The sequence below is a fragment of the Dietzia natronolimnaea genome (genome assembly GCF_002289575.1).
Taxonomy (GTDB): Bacteria; Actinomycetota; Actinomycetes; order Mycobacteriales; family Mycobacteriaceae; genus Dietzia; species Dietzia natronolimnaea_A.
On the sequence record NZ_NTGA01000015.1, the window covers coordinates 104,903 to 121,893 of the forward strand.

Below are 16,991 nucleotides of genomic sequence, written 5' to 3' on the forward strand. Positions count from 1 at the left end.
ATCGTTGCGCTCCACCGCTGGCCAGAGCGTCGTACCTTTGTCCGCAACGGCGACCCCCGTGGCCCCGATCGAGCGCCCCCGCCACCGCTCTGTCACCGAGGATCGGTGTGATTCACCCGACGTAACCCTACCTACGCGACCGTAACCTACGGTACCGTAGGTTCATGGCTATCACGGACATCCCGGAATTCGCACACCTCACCGAGGCGGATATCGAGGCCCTCGGCGAGGAACTCGAGCAGATCCGCCAGGACATCATCGGCTCCCTCGGCGAGCGGGACGCGACCTACATCCGCAACACCATCCGCTTCCAGCGCGCCCTCGAGGTGGGATCTCGCGCGTTGCTGATGGTCGGCTCGCGCAATCGCACCGCGTGGGCCATCGGCGCCGGCGCGCTCGGGCTGTCGAAGATCATCGAGAACATGGAGCTCGGGCACAACATCATGCACGGGCAGTGGGACTGGATGAACGACCCCGAGGTGCACTCCACCACGTGGGAGTGGGACATCGTGGGCACGTCCGAGCACTGGAAGCAGACCCACAACTACATCCACCACAAGTACACCAACATCGTCGGCCTGGACGACGACGTCGGATACGGTGTGCTCCGCGTGACGCGCGACCAGCGCTGGCACCCGTACTTCTACGGCAACCTCGTCTACAACGCGGCCCTGGCACTGCTGTTCCAGTGGGGTGTCGGTATCCAGCACCTCGAGCTGGGCAGGGTCGCCAAGGGGCGTGACGACCGCCCCGAGACGATGAACAAGCTCCGCGTGTTCGCGCGGAAGGCAGGACGCCAGCTCGCGAAGGACTACGTGTTCTACCCGGCACTCTCGCGCAAGGGGTGGAAGTCCACGTTGACGGCCAACCTCGCCGCCAACGGCATCCGCAACGTGTGGACCAACGCGGTGATCTTCTGCGGGCACTTCCCCGACGGCGCCGAGAAGTTCACCAAGAAGGACGTGGAGAACGAGACGCGGGCCGAGTGGTACCTGCGGCAGATGCTGGGTTCCGCCAACCTCACCGGCGGGCCGGTGATCGACTTCCTCTCGGGCAACCTGTCGTATCAGATCGAGCACCACATCTACCCCGACATGTCCTCCAATCGACTGGCCGAGGCGTCGGTCCGCGTCCGCGAGGTGTGCCGCAAGTACGACCTGCCGTACGTGGCGGGCCCGCTGCCGGTGCAGTACTTCAAGGCGTGGCGGACCATCGCCAAGATGTCGCTGCCCGACCACATGCTGCGCCGCACGGCCGACGACGCCCCGGAAACGCACTCCGAGCGCATGTTCGCCGACCTGCCCAAACCCCTTCCCGCGCAGGAGGAGGGCCAGCGGGCCGGCCTGCAGACCGCGCTCAAGTACGCGTCCAGGCGTCGCGCCCGGAAGCTCGCCTCCGCGGCCTGACCTGCCCGACTTATTCTCAGACGCCCCGTCACCAGAACCGGTGGCGGGGCGTGCCGTTATTTCGATCCAGGATCGGGATCCCGGCGATAGGCTGACCCTCTAGTCGGCCCACCCGCGCTACAGCGGTCGAGCCGAGGGACTGTGAATCACGACGACGGGAGCCACTATGGAGGACCGGCGCATGCTGATCGCCGATTCGGCGATCGAGGTGGTGGCCAGGGACGGCGTCCGCGCGCTGACCCACCGCGCCGTCGACTCCGAGGCCGGACTGCCCTCGGGTTCCACCTCCTACTACTGCCGCACCCGTGCGCAGCTCCTCTCCCTCACCGTCGACCGCCTCACCTCGCTCCTGCGTGGATTCGTCGAGGTCTCCGGGATCCAGGAACTCGCCTCCTCCGACGCGGACGACGTCCTGTCGACGCTCACGCGGATGATCGAGGGACTCCTCGCCGACTACCGCGGCGAACTGGCAGCCCGCTCCGCACTCATCATGGAGCTCACCGGCAAGGACGACACCACCGATCTCGTGGCCGCCCTGCTCGACCCGAGCGACCTCACCGGGGCCCTCGACGCGGCCGGACTGCGAGACCCCGCCGCCGCATCCCTGGACCTCCTCGCGGTGTACGAGGGACTGCTCTGGGAGCGTACGGTCGGCCGTCTCGCCGACGCCGAGATCGACCGCGAGCACGACGCCGACCTCCTCGGGTCCGCGCTCTCGCGCCACGAGCACCGCGGCGGACGCCTCTTCGGCCTCCTGCGCTGACCCCTGCCGCTTGCGGCACACTCCACCACCACACGCACGCCCGGACGCGGCTGCCCTCAGCCCTCAGCCCGCGCTGCCTCGCATCCTGACTTAGGTTCACCTTGCTTGCTACTTAAGGTTCTCACAGTCTAGAGTTCCCGCCCAGAAGCACAATGACATGTCAGTCAACTGCCGAGACTGCAGGATTCGTGCCTCTCTTACCCCTCCAACCGACCGTGTGCACCTGCGACGAGAATCGCTGTGCTGGTCCATGTTTCCGCTGTTTAGTTGAACAGATGGGCTGTGCGTCTTGAATCGAGCGGGGCCGATCGCCGGTCCGCGGCGGTTTCGGACCGTGCCCGGGCGAGGCGGCGAGGCGAGCTGAGGCAATGAATTAATCAGTTTGTTTTGACAAACTCTGTTGATGTGCCATAGTGATTCTCGTCACTGATTCACACCGAATCGGACGCCCCCCTCCCCTCGGGTCGACCGACCCCCGCACCAAAGGACGGTTCATCATGAGCCAGGTTGCTGCATACTTCTTCACGCTCTACGCCCTCGTGAGCGACCGCTTCGAGGACCGCAAGGACCGCGGCGCTACGGCCGTCGAGTACGGGCTCATGGTTGGGCTGATCGCGGTGGCGATCATCCTGGTCGTAACCGCCCTGGGCGGCCAGCTCCAGACCCTGTTCCAGAACGTCACGGCTGCGATTCCCAACGGAACCCCGCCGCCGGCCGGCGGCTAGAGTTCGGCGATCAGCCTCCGGCGCAGTGCCCCAGCACCGGGCACTGCGCCGGAGCCGTCTCAACCCCTCCCAATCCCCCTCACCCCTCACGAGGACCGTCATGACCAGATCGCTCCCCGACCGCGGAGCCGCGGCAGTGGAGTTCGCTCTGGTCGTGCCGGTCCTCCTCACTCTCGTTCTCGGAATTATCGAGTTCGGCCGCGCCTACAACATCCAGACCACGCTCTCTAACGCCGCTCGCGACGGGGTGCGAGTCATGGCGCTGCAGAACGACGTCGACGCCGCCAAGTCGGCCGCGACGAACGCCGCCACCGGGTTGGGCATCCCCGCGTCCGACGTCGTGGTGACCCCGCTCAACTGCGCCCCCGAGGATTCGACCCCCACCGCCACGGTCACGGTCACCTACCAGTTCGAGCCGCTCAGCGGGTTCCTCCCATTGGGCGACTTGACCCTCACCGGCACCGGGAGCATGCGATGCAACGGCTGAATGCGATTCGGGCGCAGAGCGACAGGGGTGCGGTAAGCGTCCTCGCCGCCCTCCTCATGGTTCCCCTCATCGGCTTCGCGGCCATCTCGATCGACATCGCCGCCGTTCACTCCGACAGGCAGAAGCTACAAATGGGCGCAGATGCCGCCGCTCTGGCGATAGCCCAGGACTGCGCGCGGAGCGACTGCGGAACCTTGCGGGCCAGAACGACCGCCCGGCAGCTCGTGGACAAGAACACCTCCGCCACCGAGAGCTCGGTGTCCGTGGACCTCGTAGCCGCGGCCGGCAAGGTCACCGTCGATACCTCCGACACCCGAGACCACTGGTTCGCCCCCGTCCTGGGCATCAACGAGTCCGAGGTCGGTGCGACCAGCACCGCGGGGTGGGGCTCCCCGATCAGCGGCACGTCCGCCCTTCCGCTCGCCTTCTATGTATGTGAGTTCTGGGCGCAGACCGGCGGAGGAATCCCCTCGGACAGGATCGAGCGGACCATCGAGTTCACCAAGACCTCCAACACGGACTGCCCTGTGCCCTCGGGAAACCTGGTCCCGGGGGGGTTCGGCTGGTTGGCCCCGAACGCAGGGACGTGCCAGGCATTCACGAGGATCGGTCAGGAAGTCCAGGGGGCCCCCGGCAACAAGGGCGGCACGAGTTGCATGTCGTCCCTCCACAACAAGACGATCCTCCTCCCCTTGTTCGACGCCTACCGAGGCCAGGGCAACAACGCCTACTACCGCGTCTACGGGTACGCGGCATTCACGATCACCGGTTACCACCTGTCCGGCGCGAACTGGAACAGCCCGTGCAGGGGAAACGAACGGTGCATCAGCGGCTACTTCACGGAGTTCCTCGATCGCTCCGACGACTTCGAGTACGGGCCGAGCACGCAGAACCTCGGTGCCACCGCCGTCTACCTCCTCCCCGATCAGTAAGTGAGTTGACGTGAACCGTCGTGTCGTGGCCGTCGCCGCCGCAACCCTCCTGGCGCTGCTCGGCGCCGCCCTGTTGATCCGCTACGTCGGCGCCGCGGACGAGCGAGCGCTGGCGGACCTCCAGCCCGTGACCGTTCTGGTTGCGACCCAGTCGATCGCAGAGGGCACTCCCGCCTCCGCCCTCGGGGAATTGGTGGAGGAGCGACAGCTCCCCGCCTCCTCCGTGGGCCCGAACTCCGTCACCGATCTGCGGGAACTCGGGAGCATGGTCGCGGCGACCGACCTCGCCGCCGGTGAGCAGCTCCTGGCCGGGCGCTTCGCGTCACTGCAGTCGCTCCAGCAGTTCGGCGGCATCCCCGCACCCAAAGGTTTCCACCAGGTCACGATTCCGCTCAACTCCGCGCGAGTGGTGGGAGGGACCATCACCCCCGGCGACACGGTGGGGGTCTTCGCCTCGATCGGGGACCAGACCCATCTCATGCTGCACAAGATCCTCGTCCTGCGGGTCCAGGGCGGGTTGTCGCCGTCCGCATCCGGAGTGACCGAGTCGACCGATCCCGCCGACGCCCCTGTGCACGAAGGTGGGGTGATGGTCACCCTCGCGCTGACCGCCCCTGACGCGGAGAAGGTCGTTTACGCGGGGGAAAACGGCTCCATCTGGCTCTCGCTCGAGGACGCCGCCACGCCGGAGGACGGCACCCGCATCGTCAACCCGGGGAACGTGTACCGATGAACAACATCCTCCTGGCCACCGACTTCGTCGATCTCCGCGACCGCTTCCGAGCGGCCACCGGGCAGGCGATCCCGGCGCTTCCCCCGGGCCCCCTGCCCGCGAGTCCCGCGCAATTGTTCCAACAGCTCGGCGGCGGAGACGTTCCCGAGGTCGTGGTGATCGACGAGCGTTCCGGGACAGAAGCAGCCCTGGAACTGGCCTCCAGACTGAACGCGGAATGCCCGGGTATCGCTGTGGTCCTGGCCAGCGACCGCGCCGCCGAGCTCGGCCTCGCGGCGATGCGGGCCGGCGTCAGCGACATCGTCTCCACCGAATCCGACGAGGACGAGATCCGCCACGCCCTCGACCGAGCTGACAGGGCCGCACGGCAGCGCACCCGGGTAGGACCCGGCGACCGTGACGACTCCCGCACGGGTTCCCGGTCGACGCGTGGTCGTGTGATCAGCGTGGTCTCGCCCAAGGGCGGTGTGGGCAAGACGACGATCGCCGCGAACCTTGCCGTCGGGCTGGCCCGGGCGGAACCCCATTCCACCGTCCTCGTGGACCTGGACCTGCAGTTCGGAGACGTGTCCACCGCCCTCAACCTCGCACCCGAGCACACGATCGTCGACGTGGTGCAGGGCGCGGCCGCGAGAGATTCGATGGTGCTCAAGACGTTCCTGACCCAACACGAGTCCGGACTAACCGTGGTGTGTGGACCCCACTCACCCGTAGAGGCAGACCTGGTCGGCGTCGACGAGCTCACCCACCTGTTGCAGACACTGGCGGCGGAGTTCCGCTTCGTCGTCATCGACACCGCACCGGCGATCACGGACCACGTCCTCGCCGCGCTCGACCTGACCAACGATCTCGTCCTGGTCACCAGCATGGACGTGCCCGGCGTGCGGGGTCTACGAAAAGAGATGGACATCCTCCGCGACCTCGGGATGGCGTTCGAGCGCCGCCACGTGGTGGTCAACCTCGCCGACCCGCACTCCGGACTGACCCGATCAGATGTAGAGGCCACACTCGGCACCGGCGTCGACCTCGTGCTCCCGCGGTCCCGGGGCGCCGCGGTGTCGATCAACCAGGGTGTCCCCCTTCTCCAGAGTGACGTCCGCGATCCCGCGGCCAAGAAGCTGCGGCGCCTGGTGGACCGCTTCGCTCCGGCCCCGAAGAAGGAACCCCGCCCCTCACGGGAGAAGGCCGGGTCCCGATTCGGCGGCCGCCACCGTCTGCAGAGGAAGGGCGCACAATGACACTGAGCGATCGCCTGCGCGCCGCCCGCGGGGAAGCCCCGGTGCAGGAGGCCGCCCCGGATGCTCCGGGCGCCACGCTGCCCGTAAAGCCGGTCGTCGCGGCCACGCCGTCGTCGACCGGGGTGTATCCCTCCGCCCCCACCACTCCGGCGGCTCCCGCGATTCCCGAGCCCGATGCGTTGATCTCCCTCAAGGACCGTGCGTCCGCCGCGCTGTTCGAGCGAGTGGGGGCCAGACTGAATAATCCGTCGCTCACCGAGGAGCAACTGCACGCGCTGGTGCGCACCGAGCTCAACAAGGTCGTCGAGGACGAGACGGTCCCGCTCACCGCGGAGCAGCGTCAGAGGCTCATCAGCGACATCCAGGACGATGTCCTGGGGCACGGTCCGCTCGAACGACTCCTGGCCGACCCGACGATCACCGAGATCATGGTCAACGGTCCCGACATGATCTACATCGAGCAGCGGGGACGCCTCACCCGCAGCTCCGCGCGATTCACCTCCGAGGAGCACCTGCGCCAGGTCATCGAGCGGATCGTCTCCCGTATCGGTCGGCGCATCGACGAGTCCTCGCCCCTGGTCGACGCCCGTCTAGCGGACGGGTCCCGTGTCAACGCCGTGATCCCCCCGCTGGCGGTGAACGGCTCGTCGCTGACCATCCGCAAGTTCTCCAAGGATCCCTTCAAGGTCAACGACCTGATCGGGTTCGGCACGCTCACGCCCGAGATGGCCGAACTCCTCCGGGCCTGTGTCGAGGCCCGTCTCAACATCATCGTCTCCGGCGGCACCGGCAGCGGTAAGACCACACTGCTCAACGTCCTGTCCTCGTTCATCCCCGAGGGCGAGCGCATCGTCACCATCGAGGACGCCGTGGAGTTGCAGATGCAACAGGATCACGTGGTGCGGCTCGAGGCCCGGCCGGCGAACATCGAGGGAAAGGGCGAGATCAGCATCCGCGACCTCGTGCGCAATTCCCTGCGCATGCGACCCGACCGCATCGTGGTGGGCGAGGTCCGTGGCGGAGAGACCCTGGACATGCTGCAGGCGATGAACACCGGCCACGACGGGTCCCTGTCCACGGTCCACGCCAATTCGCCCCGCGACGCGGTGGCGCGGCTCGAGACTCTGGTGCTGATGGCTGGGATGGACTTGCCGCTGCGCGCCATCCGCGAACAGATCGCCTCGGCCGTGGACGTGATCGTCCAATTGACCCGGCTACGTGACGGCACCAGGCGGGTCACCGCGGTCACCGAGGTCCAGGGGATGGAGGGCCAGACGGTCACCCTGCAGGACGCGTTCCTGTTCGACTACTCCGCAGGTGTCGGACCCGACGGCAAGTTCCTCGGCAAGCCGGTCTCCACCGGCGTGCGTCCCCGCTTCACCGATCAGTTCGAGGAGATGGGTATCCGACTCTCTCCGAGGGTGTTCGACGTTCCCACCGGGAAGGGGCGATGAACGTCTCGGCGACGCAGGTGCTCACCTCCCCCGCCGGTCTCGGGGTGATGGCACTGTCGCTCGCGGTTCTCATCATCGCGTTCCTCGTGTTCTCCCCTCCCCCGGGCCGGATCCCCCGAGCCAGGCGGCGGCCGGGCGTTCACGACGGGCCCGGGATCATCTCGCGGATGGCGACATCCGCCACATCGGCGATCGACACCACTCTGAGCCGCCGCGGCGCCCCGGGCGCAGGCGCGCTGGAGCGGGCCGGGGTGAAGATGGGTCTGCAGGACTTCGTGTTCCTGGTGGGGGTCGCGGCGGTCGTGACGTTCGCCCTCGGCCTGGTGGCGGTGGGTCCGGTGACGGGCTTCTTTCTAGCCCTTCTGACACCTCTCGGCGCCAAGGTGTTCCTCGATGTCCGTGCCTCCCGCCGCCGGGCCGCCTTTGCCGATCAGCTGGATGACTCGCTGCAGCTCATGGCCAGCAGCCTGCGGGCGGGACACAGTCTGCTCCAGGCATTGGCGTCGGTCGCACGCGAGGCCGAGGAACCCACGTCCGAGGAGTTCGCCCGCATCATCAACGAGACCCGGGTGGGCCGCGACCTCGCGCCCGCCCTCGAGGAAACCGCACGCCGCATGGGCAGCGAGGACTTCGAATGGGTCACCCAGGCCATCGCGATCAACCGCGAGGTCGGCGGCAACCTCGCCGAGGTGCTCGACGGCGTGGGGAACACCATTCGCGAGCGCAACCAGATCCGCCGTCAGGTCAAGGCGCTGGCCGCGGAGGGCAAACTCTCGGCATACGTCCTCATGGCGCTGCCGTTCGGCATCGGCGGGTTCCTCTTCGTGAGCAACCCCGAGTACATCTCCAAGTTCTTCGAGAGCCTGCTGGGTTACACACTCATCGGCATCAGCGTCGTCCTACTCGTGGTAGGCGGGCTCTGGCTACGCAAGGTCGTCAACATCAAGTTCTGAGCGCATCGCGCGTTCTGGAAGGAGCATTCCGTGGCACCGATGGCATGGCTCGCCGTCTCGGTCCTCACCGCATCGGTGTTCCTGGTGAGCTGGGCCGTTCTCTCGGGCCCCGGTCGCGTCCGCCAGCGCACCGTGGAGAACCTGCACCGGGGATCGGGGCCCGAGCCCGCCATCGAGGCCGTGCTCCCCGACGAGGAGGAGTCCGGCGGCACTCTGGCCACGATCGCCCGGCGCCTGACCCCGGGGCCGTCGGTTCGATTGCTGGAGAAACTGCTGATCAAGGCCGGCAGGCCGCAGGGGTGGCCGCTGGAGAAGCTACTGGTGTCCAAGATCGTTCTGGGTCTCGTGGCGGTGACCCTCAGCATCCTCTTCCTCTCGGGTACCTCCGGCGGGCTCCCGGTGCTGATGGCCGTGGCGGTCATCCTGGTCTGTTACTTCCTCCCCGAACTGCTACTCCACAGCCGGGGTCAGGAACGGAGCCAGGCCATCCAACTCGAGCTTGCCGATACCCTCGACCAGATGACCATCGCCGTGGAAGCCGGGCTCGGTTTCGACTCCGCCATGGCGCGGGCCGGCAAGAACGGCAAGGGGCCGCTGGCCGATGAGTTCACCCGCACTCTGCAAGAGATCCAGGTGGGTCAACTGCGCCGCCACGCCTACGAATCGCTCGCCCGTCGCACCGACGTCACCGACCTGCGCCGCTTTGTGCGCGCGATCATCCAGGCCGACGCCTACGGCATCTCCATCGCCGACGTGTTGCGCACCCAGGCCTCGGAGTTGCGAAGCAAGCGCCGACAGCGAGCGGAGGAGAAGGCCATGCAGATCCCGGTCAAGGTGATCTTCCCGTTGATGGTGTGCATCCTGCCGGTGCTGTTCATCGTGCTCCTGGGCCCCACGGCGATGAACATGATGGAAGCCTTCTCCTAGTGCTCACCAGCAGTGCCGTGCTCGTGATCCTCACCGCGATCGTGTGCGGGGCAGTCGCCGCGGCGCTGACCGGGTGGATCCGGTCGATCGCCGACTCCGACTCCCGCTGGTTGCGCTCCGGTCTCCCCGTGGGACTGGCCGCGGCGGGGGGCGCGGGGGCCGCGGGTCTGGCTGGCACCGTTCCCGAACTGGTGGCGTTCGCGGCCCTGGCCGTGGCGTGCGGGCTCCTCGTGCCGATCGACCTGGCCGTGCACAGGCTGCCCGACGTCGTCGTCGTCCCCCTCTACCCCGTCCTCCTGGCGACGCTGGGCGTGGCGGCGATGGTCACCGGCGACTGGGGCGCGCTGGGGCGCGCCGCCGCCGCGGCGCTGGCACTGCTCGCCCTCTACTTCACCCTGGCGTTCATCAACCCGTCGGGGCTCGGGCTGGGCGACGTCAAGCTCGCCGGCGTCCTGGGTCTCTTTCTGGGCTGGCTGGGTTGGTACTACGTGCTGGTCGGGACGCTGGCGGCGTTCGCGATCAACGCGGTGGTGGCACTGGTGTTGCTCGCCAGCCGTAGAGCCAACCGCCACACCGGCATCGCGTTCGGGCCCGCGATGATCGCCGGTGCGGCGGTGGCCGCGTGGCTCTCGGTGGGAGATTAGGCCCGCCCGGGCCCGCCTAGTCCGAGATCGCCTCCAGCGGGTCGGTCTTGGCGGCCCGGTGCGCCGGCCACAGCGAGGCCAGCACACCCACGACCGCGGAGGCCACCAGCACGACCCCGATGTTCCCCCATGGGATGGTGGTCTCGCTGAGCCCGCTGTCCGCGAGCACCGAGACGAAGGCCCAGCCCAGATAGACCCCGACGGCGGCGCCGATCAGGGCCCCGAACACCGCGATCTGCGTGGATTCGAGGTTGATCGTCCGCCGGATCTGGGACCGCTGCATGCCCACGGCCCGCAGCATGCCGATCTCCGTGCGCCGCTCGATCACCGACAGCGCGAGGGTGTTGACGATCCCCAGCACCGCGATGACCAGGGCCAGTCCGAGCAGGGCGTAGATGATCGTCAGCAGCTGGTCGATCCCGCCCGACTGGACGTCGATGTACTGCTGCTTGCTCTGCACGGTGGCGATCGGGGTGTCGGCGAGCTCCTCGGTGACGGCGGCCAGCACCTCATCCGGCGAGGTCCCCTCGGCCGCCTTGGCCAGAACGATGGCCGTCGAGCGGAGGTTCTCCGGCACCAGCCGCTCGTACACGTCAATACCGGTGTAGAAGGGGCCGAGGATCTGGGCGTCGTCGTAGACGCCGGTCACCCGGAGGGTGGACTCACTGCCGTCCGGGCCGACGAGCGGTACCCGGGTGCCCATGGTCCACCCGTTGTCGCGCGAGACCTCCCGGGAGACGACCAGCGAGTCCTCCTGGGGTTCGAGCGAACCGTCGAGAACCGTGGCCTCGAGCAACTCCCCCACCGGCCCGCCGGCGGCCGCGAGCGCCTGGGGTTCTCCGCCGAGCTGTCCGAAACCGAACGCGAGCCACGCCACGTCCCCGACGCCGTCGACGCCCGCGATCTGGTCCTCGATCCCGCCGGCCAGCGGGGTCGGCGGACCCTGTGAGGCCACCCCCTGGACGATCACGTCGGCGGTGATCCCCTGGTCGATGAGGCCGCTCACGCTCTCCTTGGTGGTGGCGCCGAGCGTGCCGAACGCCGCGACCAGGGTGAGCCCCAGGGTCAGGGCGAACGCCGTGGCGGCGGTGCGGCGGGTGTTGCGGCCGGCGTTGGTGGCCGCGAGCTTGCCGACCGCACCGAAGGGCGCGCCGATGATCCGCCCGATCCCGCCGGCGATGGGCCTGGCCAGGGCGGGCATCACCAGGAAGCTGCCGACGATCAGGGCCGCGGCTCCGACGCCCACGGTGATCGCACCGCTCCTCGTGGTGTCCTGCCAGGTGCCGATCAACGCGAGCATGACGCCGCTGACCACGGCCAGCAGCCCGACGGACGTGCGCCAGCCTCCGCCGGCCTCCGAGGAGGCCGCGCCGACCCGCATGCCCTGGACCGGCGCGACGCGGCCGGCGCGGCGGGCGGGGGCCCACGCGGAGAACACCGTGACGACGAAACCCAACACCAGCGGCGTGATGACGGACATCGGGGTGAGCGCCAGGCTCCCCGAGGGGATGCCCAGGTCGAAGGCGTCGAGCACGGCGAAGATGACCCTCGCCAGCCCGAACCCGGCGAGCACGCCGATGGCGGACCCGACCAGACCGGTCAGCGCGGCCTCGGCCAGCACGGACCGGGTGAGCTGCCCGCGCGTCGCACCGATCGCCCGCAACAGGGCCAGTTCGCGCATCCGCTGCGCCACCAGCATGGAGAAGGTGTTGTAGATGATGAACGTGCCCACGAGCAGCGCGATCAGCCCGAAGGCCACGAAGAAGTAGTTGACGAAGTCGAGGACGGTCGACAGCTGCGCGGAGAGCCTCTCCTTGACCTCCTCGCCGGTGCTCACCTCGTACCCGGGGAACTCGGCGGCCAGAGTGTCGCGCATCTCCTCCTGGCTCACGCCGGGGACTGCACGGACCGCGACGTTGCTGGCGTTCTCACCGTCGGTGAACAGCGCGCGGGCCTGCGCGGGGGTGAAGCCGACCCCGACGTACCCGCCGACGTCGGTCTCCGAGGAGTAGGCGCCCACGACCGTGACGTCGATCATCCCCTGGGAGGTCGTGTACACCCGGGCGGGGTCACCGATCGCGAGTCCTGCGTTGTCCAGCACCGACTCGGGGAGGACGACCTCGCCGTCGGCGGCCGGAGCCCGCCCGTCCGAGATCCAGTCGCTGCTGCCGACGGACTGGTCGGGGTCGACCCACTCCAGCCCCTCGGACGGTGCGCCACCCGACTGGTAGGGGGTGCCGTCCGCGTTGAACAGCACCACGGTGCCGGTCACCCCGGGGGTGACGGCCTCGACGCCGGGCAGCCCGAGGGCGCGGTCGGCGACCTCGAACGGCACCCCGGCACCACGGGGGTCCTCGGGCTCGATCATCGCTGACAGGTCCTGCGTCCCCTGGTCGAGCAGCGCGTCGAACGTGCTCTTGAGGGTCGAGGTGAACACGAGCGAACCGGTGACGAACGCGGTGCCCAGCACCACGGCGAGAACGGACAGGGCCAGGCGCAGTTTGTGCGCGGCGATGTTGCGCAGGGACACCCGGAGCATGGGCCGGGCATGGGTGGGCGCCTGACCGGGCGCGTGACCTGCGGAGTGTCGGGCGGAGTGGCGGGCGGCCATCATCCCTCCTCGAGCGCGCCCATGGCCGCCAGGATCTCGTCGGAGGTGGGGTGGGAGAGCTCACGTACGACCTTGCCGTCGGCGAGCAGCAGGACGCGGTCGGCATAGGTGGCGGCGCGCGGGTCGTGGGTGACGATCACGACGGTCTGCTGGAAGTCGTCCGCGGCGCTGCGCAGGATCGACAGCACCTCCGCCGACGAGGTGGAGTCGAGGTTGCCGGTGGGCTCGTCCCCGAACAGGATGTCCGGGCGCCCCACCAGGGCCCGCGCGCAGGCGACGCGCTGTTGCTGCCCGCCGGACAGCTCCGAGGGGCGGTGCGAGAGCCGGTCCTTGATGCCCAGCCGCCCGATCACCTCGTCGAACCATGCGCGGTCGATGGAGTGGCCCGCGATGTCCTGGGGGAGGGTGATGTTCTCCTCGGCGGTGAGGGTGGGAACCAGGTTGAAGGACTGGAACACGAATCCGATCCGGTCGCGGCGCAGCGCCGTGAGTTCCTTGTCCGCCAGGCCCACGATCTCGGTCTCGCCCACGCGTACCGACCCCGACGTCGGCCGGTCCAGTCCGGCCATGCAGTGCATCAGCGTGGACTTGCCCGACCCGGACGGCCCCATGATCGCGGTGAACCGTCCGCGCTCGAACGAGGCGCTGACGTGGTCGAGCGCGCGGACCTCGGTCTCGCCCTCGCCGTAGGTCATGACGAGGTCGGTGGCGACGGCGGCGAGGTCCGCGCCCTCCGCCCGGTGCTGGGTCTCGGCCTGCGTGGTCATGTGCTCCCCTGGATCGTGGTGGTCGACCTAAAGCATGCAGGAGTTCGGAGCGGGAGCCGATGGGGGATGGCCCCGATCTTTCGCCTGGGGCCACCCCGACGGCCACTCCTCGAGCGATCTGCGGGTCCGGAATCTGCGAGCGGCCCCGGAGACGGGATCGGTGAACTCGAGCGTTTCCGCGAGCAACTGCAGGGGCCGGGAGAAGTCACCGGGGGCGACCGTCCGAACCCGCGGGTACAGGTCGTCGCCGAGGATCGGTGTGCCGAGCGCGTTCATGTGCACCCGGAGCTGGTGCGTGCGCCCGGTGGAGGGCTCGAGGCGGTACAGGCCGAGCGGCGCGTCCCCCTCCCCCTGTCCAGACGCACGGACGTCGAGCAGGGTGATGCGGGTGTGGGCGTCCGGCGGTCCGTCGACCTCGGCGGCCTGGAGCACCCCGCGGGTCTTGACGATCCGGCTGGACCGCTCCCGGACGCGCGGGGTCCCCTCAGGCGCGGGCGCCACGGCCAGATAGGTCTTGGCGACCCGTCGGGCGGCGAAGAGGTCCTGGTAGGCGGCCCGGAACGCGGGGTCGACGGTGAACACCAGGACCCCGGCGGTGAGCCTGTCGAGGCGGTGCGCCGGTGCCAGGTCCTCCAGCCCGAGGTCGCGGCGGAGCCGCACCAGTGCGGTCTGGGTGACGTGCCCCGCGCGGGGGGTGGTGGCGAGGAAATGCGGCTTGTCGACGACGACGAGGCGGTCGTCGGCGTGCAGGACCTCGATCCCGAAGGGCACCTCCACCTCCGGCTCGGGGGCCCGATACGTCCACAGGTCCATCCCCCGTTGACGCCGGGTGGCCTCGGTGACGGCGACCCCGTCGGCGGTCACCACCTGCCCGGAGGCGAGGGCCGCCTCGAGCTCGGCGAGCCGGTCGGGGAACCTCCGGCGCAGCTCCTCGGGGATGCTGCGGGGCCCCCGGCCGGGGTCGGCGAGCCGGATCCTGACCGGGTCCACACCGTCACGCAGAGGCAGCGGCCGTCGCGGACGTCCGGATTTCGGCATGTGCGGAGTGTAGTCGGTGGGTTACACTCACTTCTCGCCCCAGGCACCACATGCGCCACTTGGACGCCAGCTGCCCCGTTCGCACCAGGAGTACCCATGATCGACGCCGTTGTCGACTTCTTCCTCTTCGGCCCCGGCCGCGCCTTCCTCCCGGCGTTCCAGGGCAGCTTCAACATGGCCTACCCGTCCAACGCCCCCTTCCCCGACGGGGTCTGATCCACCCGGCCCGAGAACGCATCGGGGATCGCGCCACGGCGGTATTCTCGGGGTATGGCTTCACTCGAGAATTCCGTGATCGTCGGCATCGACGGTTCAGCCGCCTCGACCGGCGCCGTCGCCTACGCAGCCCACACCGCCGCGACCCGGCGGATCCCGCTCGTGTTGGTCACCAGCTACACGATGCCGGCCGCCATGTTCGCCGAGGGCATGGTCCCGCCCCAACCCGTCTACGACGAGTTGGAGAAGGAGTGCCAGCCGATTGTCGAGCAGGCCCGGGCCACCGCCCTCAAGGTCGCCCCGGACATCGAGGTCTCGCACGCGATCGTCGAGGGCAACCCCTCGCAGGTTCTGATCGACTACTCCCGTAAGGCCAAGATGGTCGTCCTGGGCTCGCGCGGTCTCGGCGGGATCAAGGGGATGGTCCTCGGGTCCGTCTCAGCCTCGGTGGCCAGCCATGCGTACTGCCCGGTCGTGGTGACCCGTGAGGACACCGACGACCTCGACCGGACGGGCCCTGTCGTGGTGGGTGTGGACGGTTCGGAGGTCAGCGCCAAGGCCACCTCGTGGGCCTTCGCCGAGGCCTCCGCGCGGGACGCCACGCTGATCGCGGTGCACACCTGGATGGATCCGCAGGTCCAGGCCGCCGCAGCGGGGATCGCGTTGACCGACGAGGACTGGCGGCAGCTCGAGGAACAACAGCTGGAGACCCTCTCCGAGCGGCTCGCCGGATTCTCGGACCGCTACCCAGATGTGAGGGTGGAGCGGGTCGTCACCCGCGATCGCGCGGTCCGGGCCCTCGTGGAGCGGGCCGAGGACGCCCAGCTCGTCGTCGTCGGATCCCACGGGCGGGGCGGATTCACGGGCATGGTCCTCGGCTCGACCAGCCGGGCGCTGCTGCAGGCGTCGCCCTGCCCGGTGATGGTCGTGCGTCCGGAGTCGCACTCATGAGCGCTGACGAGGACGTCCGGGTGAGACGCGACCCCGCCGCCGGCCGCTTCGAGATCGTGGTCGACGGCGTGGTGGCGGGTTTCGCGGACTACAGCGACGCGGACGGCGTCAGGACGTTTCCGCACACCGTGGTCGATCCCGAGTTCGGCGGTCGCGGGCTGGCCGGTCGGATGATCGGGGAGGCACTGGAGGTCACCCGCGACGAGGGACTGCGCGTCCGACCCGCCTGCGCATTCGTCGAGCGGTACGTGCAGAAGCACCCGGAATCGGCGGATCTCGCCTGAGGATCCCGCTCACATGACACCTGAGGCGCAGGTGAGTAACGAATAAGCGACGATTAACCCCACACACGGTCCCACCGGAGGCGCCCGGAGCCCAGCCGTGTTCTCCTGAGGGGGCGGCTCGCACACGGGCCGAGTACCTCTCGGGAAAGGACTACATCATGGGCACGATTATCGCCTGGATCATCATCGGCGGACTCGCCGGATGGATCGCCTCCAAGATCATGAAGCGTGACGCCCAGATGGGCATCATCGCCAACATTGCCGCCGGCATCGTCGGCGCCTTCATCGTCGGCTGGCTCGTCTCGTTCTTCACCAACAGCGAGGGCGGAGCGATGCCGCAGGCATTCTCCATTCCCGGCATCCTCGCCGCCATCGTCGGCGCCTGCCTCGTGATCTGGCTCGTCAGCCTCGTCAGCGGTCGCAGCAACCGCGGCACCCGCGTCTGACGGCGCACTGACGCCAGGAGACGCACGAACTCCGGACGAGTCCGAACGGCCCGGCCCCGCACGACAGGGCCGGGCCGTTCGTCTCCTCACCGCGAGCACCCGACGAAAGGACCGGACATGGGTCTGATCGACAAGATCAAGAACATCGGCAGGAACCCCGCCAGGCTCAACTCGGCCGTCGCGAAGACCGGGGACTACCTGAACGACAAGGCCGGCGGCGCCAACAAGAGGCAGCAGGACAGCGGGGCCGACGGCCCGGACAGCAGCCCGGCCCACGACCCGGCCGACGTGCAGCCTGACGACACCGTGACGGGTGACCGCCCTCCCGCCGGGGGACAGCCCCCGGCGTGAACCGGGCCATCGGGTCCGGTGTCGCCTGACACGGCACCGGTCCCGCCGAGACCGCGGCGCCAGCC

General features: G+C 68.9%; 18 protein-coding genes. 15 read left to right on the forward strand and 3 right to left on the reverse strand.

Features of this window, described 5'->3' with window-relative positions:
- The first annotated feature begins 164 nt into the window (after nt 1-164).
- The 11 genes from CEY15_RS08755 to CEY15_RS08805 all read left to right on the forward strand — a co-directional run bounded on the left by CEY15_RS08755 (nt 165) and on the right by CEY15_RS08805 (nt 10,262).
- Nucleotides 165-1,406 carry a fatty acid desaturase family protein gene (locus tag CEY15_RS08755; protein WP_095718104.1) on the forward strand — a complete coding sequence of 414 codons (1,242 nt, stop codon included), beginning with the start codon at nt 165-167 and terminating at the stop codon, nt 1,404-1,406.
- Between the two features lie 181 nt (nt 1,407-1,587).
- Nucleotides 1,588-2,169, forward strand: a complete 582-nt coding sequence (locus CEY15_RS08760; RefSeq protein ID WP_238556241.1) for a TetR/AcrR family transcriptional regulator — start codon at nt 1,588-1,590, stop codon at nt 2,167-2,169.
- A 497-nt stretch (nt 2,170-2,666) separates the two neighbouring features.
- Complete coding sequence (locus CEY15_RS08765; protein ID WP_095718105.1) at nt 2,667-2,894, forward strand: Flp family type IVb pilin; 228 nt, start codon at nt 2,667-2,669, stop codon at nt 2,892-2,894.
- Nucleotides 2,895-2,994: 100 nt separating this feature from the next.
- Nucleotides 2,995-3,381 (forward strand): TadE family protein, encoded by a 387-nt coding sequence (locus CEY15_RS08770; protein ID WP_095718106.1) that lies wholly within the window; start codon nt 2,995-2,997, stop codon nt 3,379-3,381.
- On the forward strand, nt 3,369-4,313 hold the full coding sequence (locus CEY15_RS08775) for a pilus assembly protein TadG-related protein (RefSeq protein ID WP_095718107.1): 945 nt from the start codon (nt 3,369-3,371) through the stop codon (nt 4,311-4,313). Before CEY15_RS08770 ends, CEY15_RS08775 begins: the two co-directional genes overlap by 13 nt.
- Before the next feature lie 10 nt (nt 4,314-4,323).
- Nucleotides 4,324-5,046, forward strand: coding sequence for a Flp pilus assembly protein CpaB (cpaB, locus tag CEY15_RS08780; protein WP_095718108.1), 723 nt, complete (start codon nt 4,324-4,326; stop codon nt 5,044-5,046).
- A complete protein-coding gene (locus CEY15_RS08785; protein WP_095718109.1) occupies nt 5,043-6,284 on the forward strand; it encodes an AAA family ATPase in 1,242 nt (413 codons plus the stop codon). Before cpaB ends, CEY15_RS08785 begins: the two co-directional genes overlap by 4 nt.
- Nucleotides 6,281-7,738 carry a CpaF family protein gene (locus tag CEY15_RS08790; RefSeq protein WP_095718110.1) on the forward strand — a complete coding sequence of 486 codons (1,458 nt, stop codon included), beginning with the start codon at nt 6,281-6,283 and terminating at the stop codon, nt 7,736-7,738. The genes CEY15_RS08785 and CEY15_RS08790 overlap by 4 nt, the downstream gene beginning before the upstream one ends.
- The gene (locus CEY15_RS08795; protein ID WP_095718111.1) at nt 7,735-8,691 is read left to right on the forward strand and encodes a type II secretion system F family protein; all 957 of its coding nucleotides are present in this window, start codon (nt 7,735-7,737) and stop codon (nt 8,689-8,691) included. The genes CEY15_RS08790 and CEY15_RS08795 overlap by 4 nt, the downstream gene beginning before the upstream one ends.
- Before the next feature lie 39 nt (nt 8,692-8,730).
- The gene (locus CEY15_RS08800; RefSeq protein ID WP_095718112.1) at nt 8,731-9,618 is read left to right on the forward strand and encodes a type II secretion system F family protein; all 888 of its coding nucleotides are present in this window, start codon (nt 8,731-8,733) and stop codon (nt 9,616-9,618) included.
- The gene (locus tag CEY15_RS08805) at nt 9,618-10,262 is read left to right on the forward strand and encodes a prepilin peptidase (RefSeq protein ID WP_095718113.1); all 645 of its coding nucleotides are present in this window, start codon (nt 9,618-9,620) and stop codon (nt 10,260-10,262) included. The genes CEY15_RS08800 and CEY15_RS08805 overlap by 1 nt, the downstream gene beginning before the upstream one ends.
- Nucleotides 10,263-10,278: 16 nt before the next feature.
- Here the strand turns inward: CEY15_RS08805 and CEY15_RS08810 are convergent, their stop codons facing one another.
- From CEY15_RS08810 to CEY15_RS08820, 3 genes are read right to left on the reverse strand one after another with little or no spacing between them, the layout of a single operon-like run.
- Nucleotides 10,279-12,873: an ABC transporter permease gene (locus tag CEY15_RS08810; RefSeq protein ID WP_245847433.1), complete on the reverse strand. Its 2,595-nt coding sequence runs from the start codon at nt 12,871-12,873 to the stop codon at nt 10,279-10,281.
- On the reverse strand, nt 12,873-13,640 hold the full coding sequence (locus CEY15_RS08815; protein WP_095718114.1) for an ABC transporter ATP-binding protein: 768 nt from the start codon (nt 13,638-13,640) through the stop codon (nt 12,873-12,875). Before CEY15_RS08815 ends, CEY15_RS08810 begins: the two co-directional genes overlap by 1 nt.
- 27 nt (nt 13,641-13,667) lie before the next feature.
- Nucleotides 13,668-14,678 (reverse strand): pseudouridine synthase, encoded by a 1,011-nt coding sequence (locus CEY15_RS08820; RefSeq protein ID WP_095718115.1) that lies wholly within the window; start codon nt 14,676-14,678, stop codon nt 13,668-13,670.
- A 270-nt stretch (nt 14,679-14,948) separates the two neighbouring features.
- Here CEY15_RS08820 and CEY15_RS08825 point away from each other — a divergent pair, with 270 nt between their 5' ends.
- The 4 genes from CEY15_RS08825 to CEY15_RS08840 all read left to right on the forward strand — a co-directional run bounded on the left by CEY15_RS08825 (nt 14,949) and on the right by CEY15_RS08840 (nt 16,926).
- Nucleotides 14,949-15,845, forward strand: coding sequence for a universal stress protein (locus CEY15_RS08825; RefSeq protein ID WP_095718116.1), 897 nt, complete (start codon nt 14,949-14,951; stop codon nt 15,843-15,845).
- Nucleotides 15,842-16,129, forward strand: coding sequence for a GNAT family N-acetyltransferase (locus tag CEY15_RS08830; RefSeq protein WP_095718117.1), 288 nt, complete (start codon nt 15,842-15,844; stop codon nt 16,127-16,129). Before CEY15_RS08825 ends, CEY15_RS08830 begins: the two co-directional genes overlap by 4 nt.
- 155 nt (nt 16,130-16,284) lie before the next feature.
- Nucleotides 16,285-16,575, forward strand: coding sequence for a GlsB/YeaQ/YmgE family stress response membrane protein (locus tag CEY15_RS08835; RefSeq protein ID WP_095718118.1), 291 nt, complete (start codon nt 16,285-16,287; stop codon nt 16,573-16,575).
- A gap of 117 nt (nt 16,576-16,692) precedes the next feature.
- Nucleotides 16,693-16,926 carry a hypothetical protein gene (locus CEY15_RS08840; RefSeq protein ID WP_095718119.1) on the forward strand — a complete coding sequence of 78 codons (234 nt, stop codon included), beginning with the start codon at nt 16,693-16,695 and terminating at the stop codon, nt 16,924-16,926.
- Nucleotides 16,927-16,991 lie beyond the last annotated feature (65 nt).